General features: G+C 35.6%; 13 protein-coding genes and 1 riboswitch. Of the genes, 5 read left to right on the plus strand and 8 right to left on the minus strand.

The features are described 5' to 3' along the window. Positions 1-29: 29 nt before the first annotated feature. Together J2Y60_RS15885 and J2Y60_RS15890 are read left to right on the plus strand one after the other, a co-directional pair. Positions 30-1,229 (plus strand): glycosidase, encoded by a 1,200-nt coding sequence (locus tag J2Y60_RS15885; RefSeq protein ID WP_309919891.1) that lies wholly within the window; start codon positions 30-32, stop codon positions 1,227-1,229. A 258-nt stretch (positions 1,230-1,487) separates the two neighbouring features. Next, positions 1,488-2,678 (plus strand): AGE family epimerase/isomerase, encoded by a 1,191-nt coding sequence (locus tag J2Y60_RS15890; protein ID WP_309919893.1) that lies wholly within the window; start codon positions 1,488-1,490, stop codon positions 2,676-2,678. A gap of 292 nt (positions 2,679-2,970) precedes the next feature. On the opposite strand, the gene moeB is transcribed toward J2Y60_RS15890, so the two are convergent. The 8 genes from moeB to thiS all read right to left on the minus strand — a co-directional run bounded on the left by moeB (position 2,971) and on the right by thiS (position 10,564). Continuing rightward, complete coding sequence (moeB, locus tag J2Y60_RS15895; protein ID WP_309919896.1) at positions 2,971-4,023, minus strand: molybdopterin-synthase adenylyltransferase MoeB; 1,053 nt, start codon at positions 4,021-4,023, stop codon at positions 2,971-2,973. A 188-nt stretch (positions 4,024-4,211) separates the two neighbouring features. Continuing rightward, positions 4,212-5,333, minus strand: coding sequence for a 2-iminoacetate synthase ThiH (gene thiH, locus J2Y60_RS15900; protein ID WP_309919899.1), 1,122 nt, complete (start codon positions 5,331-5,333; stop codon positions 4,212-4,214). Between the two features lie 163 nt (positions 5,334-5,496). Continuing rightward, positions 5,497-6,258, minus strand: a complete 762-nt coding sequence (locus J2Y60_RS15905) for a thiazole synthase (protein WP_309919901.1) — start codon at positions 6,256-6,258, stop codon at positions 5,497-5,499. Further along, a complete protein-coding gene (locus J2Y60_RS15910; protein ID WP_309919903.1) occupies positions 6,239-6,892 on the minus strand; it encodes a thiamine phosphate synthase in 654 nt (217 codons plus the stop codon). The genes J2Y60_RS15905 and J2Y60_RS15910 overlap by 20 nt, the downstream gene beginning before the upstream one ends. Beyond that, complete coding sequence (locus J2Y60_RS15915) at positions 6,889-7,644, minus strand: hydroxymethylpyrimidine/phosphomethylpyrimidine kinase (RefSeq protein WP_309919905.1); 756 nt, start codon at positions 7,642-7,644, stop codon at positions 6,889-6,891. The genes J2Y60_RS15910 and J2Y60_RS15915 overlap by 4 nt, the downstream gene beginning before the upstream one ends. Next, a complete protein-coding gene (locus tag J2Y60_RS15920; RefSeq protein WP_309919907.1) occupies positions 7,645-8,235 on the minus strand; it encodes a thiamine phosphate synthase in 591 nt (196 codons plus the stop codon). Positions 8,236-8,465: 230 nt separating this feature from the next. Beyond that, a complete protein-coding gene (thiC, locus tag J2Y60_RS15925) occupies positions 8,466-10,322 on the minus strand; it encodes a phosphomethylpyrimidine synthase ThiC (RefSeq protein ID WP_309919909.1) in 1,857 nt (618 codons plus the stop codon). 38 nt (positions 10,323-10,360) lie between these two features. Then, a complete protein-coding gene (gene thiS / locus J2Y60_RS15930) occupies positions 10,361-10,564 on the minus strand; it encodes a sulfur carrier protein ThiS (RefSeq protein WP_309919911.1) in 204 nt (67 codons plus the stop codon). Positions 10,565-10,812: 248 nt separating this feature from the next. After that, positions 10,813-10,910: riboswitch (TPP riboswitch) on the minus strand. A gap of 297 nt (positions 10,911-11,207) precedes the next feature. On the opposite strand from thiS, the gene J2Y60_RS15935 reads away from it, so the two are divergent. The 3 genes from J2Y60_RS15935 to J2Y60_RS15945 all read left to right on the plus strand — a co-directional run bounded on the left by J2Y60_RS15935 (position 11,208) and on the right by J2Y60_RS15945 (position 14,508). Further along, a complete protein-coding gene (locus J2Y60_RS15935; protein WP_309919914.1) occupies positions 11,208-12,080 on the plus strand; it encodes an AraC family transcriptional regulator in 873 nt (290 codons plus the stop codon). A 266-nt stretch (positions 12,081-12,346) separates the two neighbouring features. Continuing rightward, entirely contained in the window at positions 12,347-13,198 is an 852-nt protein-coding gene (locus tag J2Y60_RS15940; RefSeq protein WP_309919916.1) for a pirin family protein, read from the plus strand. Positions 13,199-13,314: 116 nt separating this feature from the next. Further along, positions 13,315-14,508: a hypothetical protein gene (locus J2Y60_RS15945; RefSeq protein ID WP_309919918.1), complete on the plus strand. Its 1,194-nt coding sequence runs from the start codon at positions 13,315-13,317 to the stop codon at positions 14,506-14,508. Positions 14,509-14,749: the final 241 nt, after the last annotated feature.

The raw sequence follows: 14,749 nt of genomic DNA on the forward strand, positions 1-14,749 counted from the left end.
AGTATTTCAATCATACATTTATAAATAGCATGAATACATTTGAAAAAAGATTACAAGCTTTAAATAATCATTATGAATCGTTAGTGACCAAGCCTAACCAACCAGTGGATTTAGGAAACGGAATTTATGAGCGCTACGAAAATCCAGTACTTACGGCACAGCACGCACCTATAACTTGGCGTTATGACCTAAATCCCGCTACGAATCCTTATTTAATGGAACGTTTCGGTATTAATGCTACCTTTAATGCGGGTGCTATTAAGTGGAATGATAAATATATATTGGCTGTCAGGGTAGAAGGAATCGATAGGAAATCGTTCTTTGCCATCGCCGAAAGTCCAAATGGTATTGATAATTTCCGTTTTTGGGAGTTTCCTATCAATATGCCTGAAACCAATGTCCCTGATGGCAATGTGTATGACATGCGTTTGGTGGCACATGAAGATGGATGGATTTATGGTCTTTTTTGTACAGAACGCAAAGACCCAGATGCTAAAATCGGGGATGAATCTTCGGCAGTTGCTCAAGCAGGTATGGCACGTACGAAAGATTTAATCAATTGGGAACGTCTTCCTGATTTAAAAACGCCATCTCCACAACAAAGAAATGTGGTCTTGCACCCTGAATTTGTCAATGGTAAATATGCTTTCTATACTCGTCCACAAGATGGATTTATTGAAGCAGGAACTGGCGGAGGTATTGGCTTTGGCTATGCAGATACCATGCAAGATGCTATTATCGAAAAAGAATATATCGTTGATGAGAAACTTTATCATACGGTTTACGAAGTGAAAAATGGACAAGGACCTGCACCTATTAAAACGTCTTTGGGATGGTTACATTTGGCTCATGGTGTTCGTAATACTGCGGCTGGATTACGCTATGTATTATACGTATTCATGACAGATTTGAACGAACTTACGAAAGTAATTTATAAACCTGCTGGATATTTTATTGCTCCCGAAGGCATAGAAAGAGTCGGAGATGTATCAAATGTTATCTTTGCTAACGGTTGGATTTTAGATGATGATGGACAGGTATTTATTTATTATGCTTCTTCAGATACGCGTATACACGTGGCTACTTCAACGCTAGATAAGCTCTTGGACTATGTCGTTAATTCTCCATCGGATGGTTTCCGTTCGGCTAAGTCTGTAGAGAACATTTATGAAATTATTAAAAAGAATAAATCGTATGCACAATCACAGCAGTTTGCTGAAACACTCTAAGACTTTTATTCACTCTCAAAATTTATAATACTGAAGCTGTTTAAACTTTCGGTTTCTTAGGTGAAAGTATTGTATTTTAGAATTGATTTTTTCAAAATTTGGGAAGCATAGCATCGCTACGTTGAGTAAATTTTGAAACAAGCTATTCTAAAAGACTTAGTTTAATCCGAAAGGGAAAGTATAAACAGCTTCAATAGTAAGTAGTCATGAAGGATTCGTTCTTCATGACATTTTTTATTCACATGAAATTCCATGCAAATGAGCAATGAAACATACCAAAAGGAAGTAAATCAGGAAATAGAAAATATTTTAGATTACTGGCTTAACAATACTATTGATGATGAATTTGGTGGTTTTTATGGACAAATTAACGAAAATGATGAAGTAGTACCTAATGCCGAAAAGGGTTCTGTATTGAATGCTCGCATTTTATGGACTTTCTCAGCAGCATATCGCCATAATCCTCGACCAGCGTATTTATCTACTGCAACAAGGGCTTATGAGTATTTGAGAAATTATTTTAGCGATAAAACCTTTGGTGGCGTATATTGGTCAGTAGATTTTAAAGGAAATCCATTGAATACACGTAAACAAATTTATGGACAGGCTTTTGTAATTTATGGGCTGACTGAATACTATAACGTCACTCAACAGCAAGAAGTACTTGACTGGGCGATAGACCTATTTAACATCATAGAAACCAACAGTTTTGATAAAGTATATGGAGGATATTTAGAGGCCTTGGCACAAGACTGGCAACCTATTGAAGATTTAAAATTGAGTCAAAAAGATGCTAATGAAAAAAAGTCGATGAATACTCATTTGCATATTTTGGAGGCTTATGCAAATTTATTAAAGGTTTGGAACAATAATTTGCTTAAAAACAAGTTAAAAGCACTGATTGAAATATTTATCCAGTATATTGTTGATAAGAAGACGGGACACCAATATTTATTTCATGATGATGATTGGACGGTGAAATCTCACATCATTTCTTATGGACACGATATTGAAGCTTCATGGCTTTTGTATGAAGCGACCGAAGTACTTGGTGACGAAAATTTATTGAATGAAGTACACAAAATTTCCCTTAAAATTACTGATGCTGTGGGAAAAGGATTGCAAGGAGATGGAGGCTTAGCTTATGAGTCTGAAGAAGAGCATCATGATACTGATAAACACTGGTGGGTACAGGCAGAAGCGATGGTTGGTTATTTGAATGCCTTTCAATTATCTAAAAATCCGAAATATCTTCAACAATCTATCAAAAGCTGGGAGTTTATAAAAGCGTATTTAATTACGCCATCAGGCGAATGGTATTGGGGTGTAACAGGTGAACAAAATAAACCAATGCCTCATCAAGACAAAGTAGGCTTTTGGAAATGTCCCTATCATAATGTTCGAGCTTGCTTAGAAGTTTATGATAGACTTGAAAAAATAAGTAATTAAAAAATGAGTATCTTTACAAAATTTTTGAATCTTATATAAAATAAAGAACTAGATAATTTCTTCGGAAATATTATAATATTAAAAAAATAAAAATGGTTAATGTTTAAAGTCGATACTATTTTAGTTTCGACTTTTTTGTTTTTCCTATAAACTAAACAACGATTCATACACCATTGCTTTATTTATTCGCAGAATAACGCATTTCATTGTTGAAATTTAGCGTATTTATTTGTTTATTCAAACATATTGTCAAAAAAAATTATGATAATATATTACAATTATGCTCATTACATCAGATTCCTCCGCCTAAGTTCAAAAATGTTCCTTCTATACTGACAGATTTCAATAATTCTATGGCTTTGGCACTTCTTAGACCTGTCTGACAACAGAAAACAATTGTTTTTTCTAAGTTTATTTCATCAATGCTTTCTAATAAATCATCCAATGGAATATTAATTCCACCAATATTATCTCTTTCAAACTCATGTGGGTTTCTTACATCAATCAATTGAAAATCTCGCTGTTCTTCAATCCATTGTTCTAATGTTTGAATATCAATTACATGAGTGTTTTCAACGGGAAAATCACCACATAAAATTTGATAATCGACCAATTTGCTGATTTGCTTATTCTCAGGAATAGCCTTGAATTTAATGATTTGAGAACGCATTGTAAGCATATCAAACATTAATAATTTACCTGATAATACCTCCCCTGCCCCTGTAATCATTTTAATTACTTCGGCTGCTTGCATCGTTCCGATAATGCCTGCCAATGTTCCTATTACGCCTATTTCAGCACAATTAGGTACGCTTCCAGCAGTTGGTGGTTCAGCATACAAACAGCGATAAGTTGGGCCCTCTTGAAAATTAAAAACTGAAACTTGTCCTTCAAACTTAAAGATTGAGCCAGAAACAAATGGTTTATTCAGTATCACTGAAGCATCATTTACTAAATAGCGTGTAGCAAAATTATCAGAACCATCTACGATAATATCATACTTCGCAAAAAGCGCAAGTGCGTTGTCTGCACTGAGGTTAACAGGAAAAGTTTGGATATTAACATTGGGGTTAATCGCCAGTAAACGTTCTTTGGCTACTTCTACTTTCTTTTTGTCAATGTCGGCAGTAGTATATAATATTTGCCTTTGAAGATTAGAGATTGACACCACGTCAGCGTCAACAATTCCAATATTGCCTACCCCTGCTGCTACTAAATATTGTAAAATCGGACAACCCAAGCCTCCAGCACCAATAACCAATACTTTGGCATCATTCAGTTGTTGCTGTCCTGCTAACCCTATTTCTGGTAAAATTATCTGACGATTATAACGCTGAAAATCCATGTTTTTATTTAAAAAGTGATGAATTAGTGAGTTAAATAGTTGTGAATTAGTGAGTTGTGAGTTAGTGAATTGTTATTTAGTGAATTAGTAATTGGGAAAGCAATTTATCTAAACTGAGTTACTCTAAATACACTTTTTTCAAAAAAACTACTCAATTACTAACTCGCAACTCACTAACTAACAACTACTTAACTCACTAAATGTAAACCCACATCCCAATCTTTCCAAACAGGCTCATAGCCTTGTTGTTCAATCATTTTAGCAATTACTGCTGGACTTCTCTCATCACTAATTTCAAATTGCTCTAACGATTCTGGTTCAACAACGTATCCCCCAGGATTTGTCTTTGACCCAGCACTCATGGCAGTAATACCCAATTTAATAATGTTATTTCTAAAAATTTCGTTCTCTCTTGTCGAAATTGAAAGTTCTACCTCTTCTTTAAAAATCCTGTAAGCACAAATCAATTGTACCAACTCAGCATCCGACATGACAACTTTTGGTTCAAGTCCACCTGAAAAAGGTCTTAATCTTGGAAAGGAAATAGAATATTTAGTTTGCCAATATTGCTTTTCAAGGTAATCAAGGTGTAATGCCGTAAAGAAAGAATCTGTACGCCAGTCTTCTAAACCAATCAATACTCCTAATCCCATTTTATGAATACCAGCTTTGCCCAAACGGTCGGGCGTTTGTATTCTGTATTCAAAATTAGATTTTTTTCCTTTAGGATGATGAATTTTATAGTCTTCTTGATGATAGGTTTCTTGATAAACTAAGACGGTATTGAGGCCTTCGGCAATCAGTTCGGTATAATCTGTTTCATCCAAAGGTTGTACTTCCATCGAAATATGCGAGAAATATGGGCGAATTAATTTGATAACATTTTTCAAATAGCTCACCCCTACCGTTTGATTTGCCTCGCCTGTCACCAACAACACATGCTCATAATTCATGGCTTTTAGCACTTCCACTTCCGCCATAATCTCTTTGTCTGTCAATGTTTTACGTTTGATTTTATTATCAAAACTAAAACCACAATAGGTACAAATATTCTGACATTCATTGGAAAGATACAACGGGACATACATTTGGATGGTTTTTCCAAAGCGTTTTTGGGTCAATTGCTGACTAGCCCTAGCCATTGATTCTAAAAAAGGCATGGCAGCAGGAGAAATCAAAGCCTTGAAATCTTCTAAAGTTCTGCGGGAAGTATTCAAAGCACGACGCACATCATCAGCCGTTTTAGCAAGAATACTCTGCTGAACTTCTGCCCACTGATATTGCTGAAAAAGATGTTGAAAGGAATGCATATCTAGTTAGTGAATGAATTGTGAGTTAGTGAATTGTGAATTAGTGATTAAAGAAAAGTTATATTGTTAATTCTAGTTCTTCAAAAATACTTTTCTAGATGCTGAAGAAAAAAACTACTCACTAACTCACAACTCACTAATTCACAATTCACTCATTCACTAATTATTTAAGAAACCCAGTCAAAGGGCTACTGGCCACAGCATTATTTGTTTTTGGGGCGAGCCTAGCTTCATATGCCATTCTACCTGCTTCAACTGCCATTCTAAAAGCCCTTGCCATCATTACAGGGTTTTCAGAAACCGCTATTGCTGTATTCACCAATACTGCATCAGCTCCAATCTCCATTGCTTTTGCAGCGTCGGACGGTGAGCCAATTCCAGCATCTACCACCACAGGCACGTTACTTTGCTCAATAATAATCTCCAAAAAATCAATCGTTTTCAATCCTTTATTGGTACCAATCGGCGAGCCTAAAGGCATCACTGCCGCTACCCCTACTTCCTCCAAACGCTTGCATAACACAGGGTCTGCATGAATATAAGGCAATACTACAAACCCCATTTTTACCAGTTCTTCCGCGGCTTTCAAGGTTTCAATTGCATCAGGCAAAAGGTATTTGGGGTCGGGATGTATTTCTAATTTTAGCCAATTTGTTTCCAAAGCTTCTCTGGCTAATTGTGCTACAAAAACAGCCTCTTTAGCATTCCGAACACCAGAAGTATTAGGTAATAAATTAAACTGTGGGTTATGCAAATAACTCAAAATATCATCTGATTGCTTGGCTAAATGTACCCTTTTCAAAGCAACCGTCACCAATTCTGACCCTGATTCTAATAGACTTTCTTCCATTAAACCTAGTGAGGAGAATTTCCCAGTACCTGTAAAAAGTCGGGATGAAAATTCTTTATTCGCGATTGTTAACATATAGCTGTTCAGTTAAAGCCTTTATAAAATTGTTTGCTACTGCTGATGGATTATCAGCCAAATTAATCACCGAAGAAACCGCAATGCCATGCAAGCCTGCCAAAAGTATATCTTCAACATCTGCCAGTTGTACACCACCAATACCTACGATGGGCAAATGATGGCCAGAGGCTTTGCACGATGCCAAAAGACTTTGGTATTTTTCTAAACCCAAAATCGGACTCAGGTTCTTTTTGGTTTTAGTAAATCTGAAGGGGCCTAAGCCAATATAGTTTACTTTAGCCTGATGCAAAAAAGCTAGGTCTTCCAAAGTATTGGCTGTTCCTCCAATGATAAAGCTATCTCCTAAAATTTCTCTTGCTACTATCGGCGAAGCATCTGTTTTTCCCAAATGCACACCATCAGCTTGTATTTCTTTTGCTATTTGGACATTGTCATTAATAATCAACGTAGCACCAAAAGCTTTACATACCTCCTGAGTTTGTAAAGCAGTTTGTTTCCAAGCCTCAAAATCTTGATTTTTTACCCTGAGTTGCACCCAATCGGCACCGCTCTCACAAGCTAAATGAGCTTGTTCCCAATGCGAAATATGAGGTAAATCTTGGGTGATATAGTGTAATTTAGAAATCGTCATGATTGAAAATGATAACCCAATAAACTTGGATTACTCTTTAAAAATTGATTCATATAATGTTTAGCATTTTCGCAGGTTTCTTCAAGGCTTAAACCTTTTGAAAGATTAGCAGTAATTGCCGAAGAAAGCACACAGCCGGAACCGTGCTTTTCACCATTAGGAATTCTTTCAGCGGTAAAAGAAACTGTATTGATTCCTGTAAATAGGATATCCATACATATTTCATTGTCTGAATGCCCTCCTTTTAAATAAACATTACAAAACTTGCTCAGCCCAAAGGCTTTTTGCTCAACTGAAGACCCTCCTACTACCAATAACTGAAGCTCGGGCAAGTTGGGAGTAATGAGATAAATCTTTTTAAGAATTTTTTCTAATAGTATTTGATTGATATCTTCATGAAAATCAAACCCTGCACTGGCTTTTAAGATTGGGTCCCAAACAATTTTTATTGTTGAATTCCACGACAACAAAGTGTTGATGATTTCATCTAAATCTTTCAAACTTTGTACTAAGCCAATCTTAACAAAGGCGATAGGATATTTATCAAAAAGCAATTTTGCCTGATGGATAATAGTCTGATTGTCGAGCCAACTAACGCTTTCAAAATAATTATCGTTTTGAAAAGTAATAGCAGAACAAACGCCTAATCCATAAACTTGATGTTGTTCTAATGTTTTAATATCTGCCAAAATTCCTGCCCCAGCACTTGGGTCAAATCCTGCAATGCTCAATACAAAAGGTCTATCATTCATTTAATTTTCTGCTTGAAAATACTTCTCCCACACCGACCCCATCAACACATATCCTTGAAAACCAATCTTTTCTAAAAACGCTCTGTTTTCTTCTCTGATACCCCCCAATGCATACACAGGGGTGTTACTTTTCCTAACATGAAAATAAAACTGTAATTCATCCATCGTAAAAACACCTACATAATCAGTCTTAGAAATACTTTTGAGAATCGGACTTAAAAAAACGTAATCAGCCTTGAAGCTCAAATTTTCGATAGCATTCAAAGTATGCAATGAACAACTGACAGATAGTCTATGTTTGCGCAACATTTTTACTGAGCTGAACAAGGTTACATCATCTATGCTTTGTCTGAATGTCTCTGTAAAATGCACTCCTTTCACATTATATTTATTAATCAACTCATAATGTGAATGCAATACAATCTTGCGATAGAATTTCGGTTGAATCTGTCTTAGAAAATCTTCATACTCTTTCAGCGACTTTCCTGGTTTTCTGAGGTGAAAAATCAATGATTCATCCATCAACAATTGTTCGATGATGGATATTTCACCGTCAAAATCAGTAGGGTTGGAAAGAATTACTTTTTGCATGTCGACTTTAGTTAGTGATTTAGTGAATGGTGAATTAGTGATTTTCAAGTTTGATTCAGCAGAAATATTTAATTTTACGAAACTAAATAATTATTCCATCTCAATTTAATCTTTTTATCTTTGAAAAATCACCAATTCATAATGCCTTCAATTCCAATCAATTAAAATCACTCATCAAATTGCCTAAAATCACAATTCACTCATTCACTAAATCACTCATTCACAATTAATTATATATATACCTCCGAACCTTGTTCAACAAAGATTTTTGATCTTTCTTGCATACCTTTTGCCAAAGCCTCCTGTTCTTCAACCCCCATGTTATCAGCATAGTCGCGTACTTCTTGGGTGATTTTCATCGAACAGAAGTTAGGACCACACATCGAACAGAAATGGGCAATTTTAGCTCCTTCTGCTGGTAACGTTTCATCATGATATTCACGAGCGGTGTCTGGGTCAAGGGATAGGTTGAATTGGTCTTCCCAACGGAATTCAAAACGAGCTTTGCTCAAAGCATTATCCCTTATTTGTGCTCCATAATGCCCTTTGGCAAGGTCGGCAGCATGAGCAGCAATCTTGTACGTAATTACGCCTACTTTTACATCTTCTTTGTTAGGCAGTCCTAAATGCTCTTTAGGTGTTACATAACACAACATAGCACAACCAAACCAGCCAATCATCGCAGCACCGATTCCTGAAGTAATATGGTCGTAAGCGGGTGCAATATCTGTTGTTAATGGTCCAAGCGTGTAGAAAGGAGCTTCATGACATTCTTTCAATTGCTTATCCATATTTTCTTTAATCAAGTGCATCGGCACGTGACCGGGACCTTCAATAATCGTTTGGACATCGTGTTTCCAAGCAATTTTAGTTAGCTCTCCTAGCGTCTCCAATTCTGCAAATTGTGCGGCATCGTTAGCATCAGCAATGCTTCCCGGACGAAGACCGTCACCTAAAGAAAACGCCACATCATAAGCCTTCATGATTTCACAAATCTCTTCAAAATGGGTATAAAGAAAGTTTTCTTTATGATGTGCCAAGCACCATTTTGCCATAATGCTACCTCCGCGTGATACGATACCTGTCACTCTTTTTGCCGTCATGGGTACATACCTCAACAATACCCCAGCATGAATCGTAAAATAATCAACACCCTGTTCTGCTTGTTCTATAAGGGTATCTTTGAAAATTTCCCAAGTCAAATCTTCTGCCTTTCCTCCTACCTTTTCAAGGGCTTGGTAAATGGGTACAGTACCAATTGGGACAGGCGAGTTTCTAATAATCCACTCACGGGTTTCATGAATGTTTTTACCTGTAGATAAATCCATGATGGTATCAGCACCCCAGCGACAAGCCCAAACGGTTTTTTCTACCTCTTCTTCAATGTTTGATGAAACAGCCGAATTGCCAATATTAGCATTGATTTTCACTAAGAAATTACGCCCAAGAATCATCGGCTCGCTTTCTGGGTGATTGATATTATTAGGAATCACCGCTCTACCCATGGCTACTTCCGAACGTACAAACTCAGGAGTAATCAGTCCTTTTGGGGTATTTGCCCCAAAACTATGTCCTTCGTGCTGATGCCCTATCGTGCTAAGTTCTTGTATTTTCTGGTTCTCACGAATGGCAATGTATTCCATTTCTGGCGTAATAATGCCTTTTTTAGCATAATGCAATTGCGATACGTTCTGTCCAGCTTTTGCTCTCAAAGGTTTTTTAAGGTATTCAAATCTTAGCGCATCAAGGGCAGGATTGGCTAAACGTTCTAGTCCATAATTTGAAGTAATTGAAGGAAGTTCTTCAACATCTCCACGCTCTAAAATCCATGATTGTCTTAGTCTTGGCAAGCCTTTTCTTACATCAATATCAATGTCTGGGTCTGTAAATGGCCCACTGGTATCATATACTGTTACGGGTGCATTGACTGAGATTACTTTGCCATTTACAATCGTATCTGACAAGCTAATTTCTCGCATTGCTACTTTAATATCATGAATTTCCCCTTGTACATAAACTTTTTTGGAAGCTGGAAAGGGGGCTCTGCTGATTGTTTCAGCATGAGGAGTTTTTTCTGTTTTCTTCATGTTTTTCATAAGCTTTTGAAATATTGAACGCCAGATTTTCAACCGCCTTGAGTAGCCCGAATCAGCATCAATTGGTCATTACTTTTAAGCTTGATGCTCGCCCATTTATCACGAGGAATTACTTCTTCGTTAATGGCAATGGCCAGACCTCGCAATTCGATAATGCCTTGCTGATTGAGCACCTCGATTAAAAGAGGGTTTTCAGGAAATTCAAAGATTTGGTCGTTAATAATGACAGTCATTCCATGTATTTATTTAAAATAAAAACAAATGGACTTTAGCGAAAACCAAGGAGAAATTAAAGCGTGTATGAGTGAGCTTGGGGAGTAAACCTTTTATAGTGTTAGTTGTACACCTAATCAACCACAAAAAATTATAACCCATTAACAAATCAGAATGAAAAAATCAATCTATCGTTTTTTAAGCTAACCAAGAAAAGCAGTGAAATTTTGAAAACGATGCTTAAATCTGTACACCGAATCTGAAAAGAAAATTCTGCCTTACTTTTTCCTACGCAGCAATTACGCCGTTCAGGTTTTGAGGGTATAATCTCAGCCCGTTATATTTAAGGCACCCCTAAAGTTTGAGACAAATGTAAAGTATAAAAATTGAATTTGTAAAATTTTATTTTGTTTTTTTTTCAAACCTATGTAAATCCTGACTTATTTAAAGAAGAGAATTTTTATAATACAAATTTCACTTTCTAGGTTTAGGGCTATCCTCATAGCTTCCTAAAAACAAAGGGAAAACCCTTAATTATTATAGATTTCATCAAAAACTGTTGCATTTTCCGCAAAAAATTGCAAATTTACAGGATAACCATCATCTATGCTTATAATACTTTAATTGCAAAAGCTATTGATTTTTTCAACCCATATTATCCAAATGTCTAAAATTTATCGTGAAATCACCCCGCTTACTTCTAATGACTGTTTCATGGTTTTTGCCAGAACAAAAAGTAAGTTTGACTTCCCTTTACATTACCATGAAGAATTTGAGCTAAACTTTATCGAAAATGCAGATGGTGCAAAAAGAGTAGTTGGCGATAATATCGAAATAATTTCAACTTATGAATTAGTTTTGGTGGGTTCTAATGTACCTCATGGCTGGTTTTCGCATGAATCTATTGCTGAAAATATCAATGAAATTACCATTCAATTTCACCGAGATTTATTTGATGAAAAATTCTTAAAAAGGAATCAAATGAGCTTTATACGTTCTATGTTGGAACGTTCGGCAAGAGGCATTTCTTTTTCTCAGGAAACCATCCAAGCAATTAAACCTCGTCTGATAGGGCTTACACAAACCAATGGTTTTTGCTCTGTCATGGAATTGATGTCTATCCTACACGATTTGTCAGTTTCCAGAAATATGAAAACTTTAACGACATTGACTTTTGCTAATGAAAATGCTACATATGATAGCCGTAGAATTGAAAAAGCCTTTGTTTACATGAGAAATAATTATGATAAAGAAATTTCATTGGAAGACATTGCTAAGATTGTCAATATGACTGTAGTGAGCTTTAGCAGATTCATCAAAAAAAGAACTGGTAAAACCTTTATTGATAGCTTAAATGATATTCGTTTAGGACACGCGTCACGCTTGCTTATCGATACGCGACAATCCATTGCAGAAATTTCCTTTAAATGTGGCTATAATAATCTTTCATATTTTAATAGAATCTTCAAGAAAAAACATGGATGTACCCCTAAAGAGTTTAGAGAAAATTATTCTGGGACTAGAACATTCGTATAAAGAAAACCTCAGTTTCCCATGTATAAAAGTACCAATATGGGAATTGAGGTTTTAAAAGTACTATAAATTATTTTGATAAGGATTTCCTTATTATTACACCCTCCTCTCTTTATTTTTTTCTCTTAAATTCTCTTTTCAGATACAATATTCCTTCAATCGTATATATTTTATTAGAAAGAGATAACTCTTTCAATTAATATCACGTTAATTGAAAAACGAAACTATTTTTCAAGAATTCATTCTTCAAAAACCAAAAAAGATTTTCCATGAGAAGCATTAAAAAAATTCATCAAGCAGCATATCGCCCTATTGCCGATTTAATCACTTATTCGCCTTTGCCTACTAGCACCTTAGCCCAAGTAGATCCATTTATTTTCTTGAATCATCATGGATTTCAACAGTATCCTGTCAATAACAGAGGTTTACCGTTTGGTCCACATCCACACAGAGGGATGGAGACAGTAACATTTATCCTCGCTGGCGATATTATGCACAAAGATTCAAGTGGTCATGAAAGTATCATCAATAGCGGAGGCGTACAATGGATGACGGCTGGTAGTGGATTAATTCATGCAGAAGTATCATCAGACGCATTCAAGAAACAAGGTGGTGATTTAGAAATCTTACAACTATGGTTAAACTTACCCGCTAAATTAAAAATGACTAGTCCCTTCTATTTGGGCTTGCAAGAAGACGAAATTCCGACGATAAGTTTGGATGATGATAAAGTAGCCATAAAATTAATTTCGGGGAAATGGGGGGAAAACGAGGGTGCTTTTGAATCTAAAACAGGCGTTTTTTTAAGTACTATTACTTTCAAAGCATCTGCTGAATTAACCATCAACATTGCCATAGAAAGAAACATATTCTTTTACTTGATAAAAGGTGCGCTCACAGTAAATGGACAGGCTATCAAAGCTAGGCAATTGGTAGAAATTATGAATGATGAAACAGGTGTTCAAATTGTGGCCGACACCGATTCAGTATTATTACTTGGTCATGCTGTTCCTTTTAATGAACCAATGGTTGCTCAAGGTCCATTTGTCATGAATACCGAAGAGGAAATTTATCAAGCCTATACAGATTATCAACAAGGAAAGTTTGGTACTTGGCAATAGCAAAACAGAATAAATACGCCTTTATTAAACAATTATTTCTTAAAATTATATAATTTTACTTTAATACCTTTTGTTAAAATCTTTTTTAAACTTCCTAAACGCCCCAATATTTTACCTTGAAAAGAACGTTACCAAGCTTAATCAAAGCCCTAGAAAAACATCAATCTACTGGAAAACCATTGAAAGCCATTGTCGGCTTCGATGCTTATATTGATTCTATTCAAAAAATTGTGAATAATAATGAAGGCAGTCAAAACCATTATTTTGAGACAATTAGTGATTTAGCAACACAATTGGCTGCTCTTTCAGGAAAAAACACCAAAGTAAATCTTAGGCAATTAGAAATGATGATGAATGGTAATGCTCCTATTCTTGCCAATTCATTAGGAGCATTAGGTGTCAAGAATATTTGTATTGCTACAATGGGCTATCCAGATATTAACGGTGTATTTGAAGAAATGCATCCTAATTGTGAATTAGTCTCTATCGCTTCTCCTGCCAAAACTACTATCTTGGAATTTAATGATGGTAAAATAATTTTTTCAGAAGAAAGTACTTTTGAACAACTCACTTGGTCGTATGTTGCAGCAGTAGCAGGTGTGGAGAACCTAAGCAGGGGGATTTACGAAAGTTCGTTATTAGCTTTTGTCAACTGGGCAAATGTCAAATATTGTACTGATATTTGGAAAGGGTTCTTAGAAGACATCGTTGTGAATTTGTCACCAGAGGCCACTAGACAATCACCAAAATACTTTTCTAGAAATAAAATTCAAGAAGAAGAAGATGCATTCGGTATGCGTCATAAAAATTTCTTCTTTGACCTTTCTGATATTAGCAAACGAACAAAAGAAGAAATCCTTGAAATTCTAGATGTAGTGGGATGTTATGCCCATTATGGCAAAGTAAGCTTAGCCATGAACGAAAGCGAGGCGAAATATATTTATGGTTTGAAGCAAGATAATCCAGACGCTGAATTACCTGACATTTTAAAAAACATTATTAGTACTTATCATATTCAACAGATTTTTGTTCATGCACACGAAGAAGCATTGATGATTTATAAAAATCATGTTTACGAAGTGAAAGGTAAAAGTTCTTTCCAAAAGCGTATCTCGACTGGTGGCAGAGACAATTTTAATGCAGGAGCTTGCTTAGGATTAATGCTTGATTTATTACCAGAACAAATTCTTGCATTAGCAGTAGGCAATTATGAAGCTTATCTTGGTACTGGAGCGAGTTTAGAACTTAGCGAATTGATTGATTATTTAAAAGATTGGGAGAAAGAACGACATCATGAAGTTTTTGTGTAAATTAAATGCTAAACAAAAACATGAGTCATCCCAAATTTTCTCTAAAAATAGTGAGTTTTAGATGATTTTTGAGTTTTTGTAATTTATTCTCGTCCTTACTTTTTGCCTTGATGCAAAAAGTAACAAAAAAATCAAGAATTCCTAAACTCGCTCCGCTCAAACAGTAGGAATTCGGTGTTCATCAATCATAAAAAAGCGGTCGAAATTAGTTTTTCGACCGCTTTTTTATGATTTCAAAATT

The sequence above is a fragment of the Arcicella sp. BE140 genome, from assembly GCF_031456255.1.
Taxonomy (GTDB): domain Bacteria; phylum Bacteroidota; class Bacteroidia; order Cytophagales; family Spirosomataceae; genus Arcicella; species Arcicella aquatica.

What these genes read in the sequence shown, in the direction of transcription:
- J2Y60_RS15885 (WP_309919891.1), top strand. Translation starts at nt 30, where the DNA reads ATGAATACATTTGAAAAAAGATTACAAGCTTTAAATAATCATTATGAA.
- J2Y60_RS15890 (WP_309919893.1), top strand. Translation starts at nt 1,488, where the DNA reads ATGAGCAATGAAACATACCAAAAGGAAGTAAATCAGGAAATAGAAAAT.
- moeB (WP_309919896.1), bottom strand. Translation starts at nt 4,023, where the DNA reads ATGGATTTTCAGCGTTATAATCGTCAGATAATTTTACCAGAAATAGGG.
- thiH (WP_309919899.1), bottom strand. Translation starts at nt 5,333, where the DNA reads ATGCATTCCTTTCAACATCTTTTTCAGCAATATCAGTGGGCAGAAGTT.
- J2Y60_RS15905 (WP_309919901.1), bottom strand. Translation starts at nt 6,258, where the DNA reads ATGTTAACAATCGCGAATAAAGAATTTTCATCCCGACTTTTTACAGGT.
- J2Y60_RS15910 (WP_309919903.1), bottom strand. Translation starts at nt 6,892, where the DNA reads ATGACGATTTCTAAATTACACTATATCACCCAAGATTTACCTCATATT.
- J2Y60_RS15915 (WP_309919905.1), bottom strand. Translation starts at nt 7,644, where the DNA reads ATGAATGATAGACCTTTTGTATTGAGCATTGCAGGATTTGACCCAAGT.
- J2Y60_RS15920 (WP_309919907.1), bottom strand. Translation starts at nt 8,235, where the DNA reads ATGCAAAAAGTAATTCTTTCCAACCCTACTGATTTTGACGGTGAAATA.
- thiC (WP_309919909.1), bottom strand. Translation starts at nt 10,322, where the DNA reads ATGAAGAAAACAGAAAAAACTCCTCATGCTGAAACAATCAGCAGAGCC.
- thiS (WP_309919911.1), bottom strand. Translation starts at nt 10,564, where the DNA reads ATGACTGTCATTATTAACGACCAAATCTTTGAATTTCCTGAAAACCCT.
- J2Y60_RS15935 (WP_309919914.1), top strand. Translation starts at nt 11,208, where the DNA reads ATGTCTAAAATTTATCGTGAAATCACCCCGCTTACTTCTAATGACTGT.
- J2Y60_RS15940 (WP_309919916.1), top strand. Translation starts at nt 12,347, where the DNA reads ATGAGAAGCATTAAAAAAATTCATCAAGCAGCATATCGCCCTATTGCC.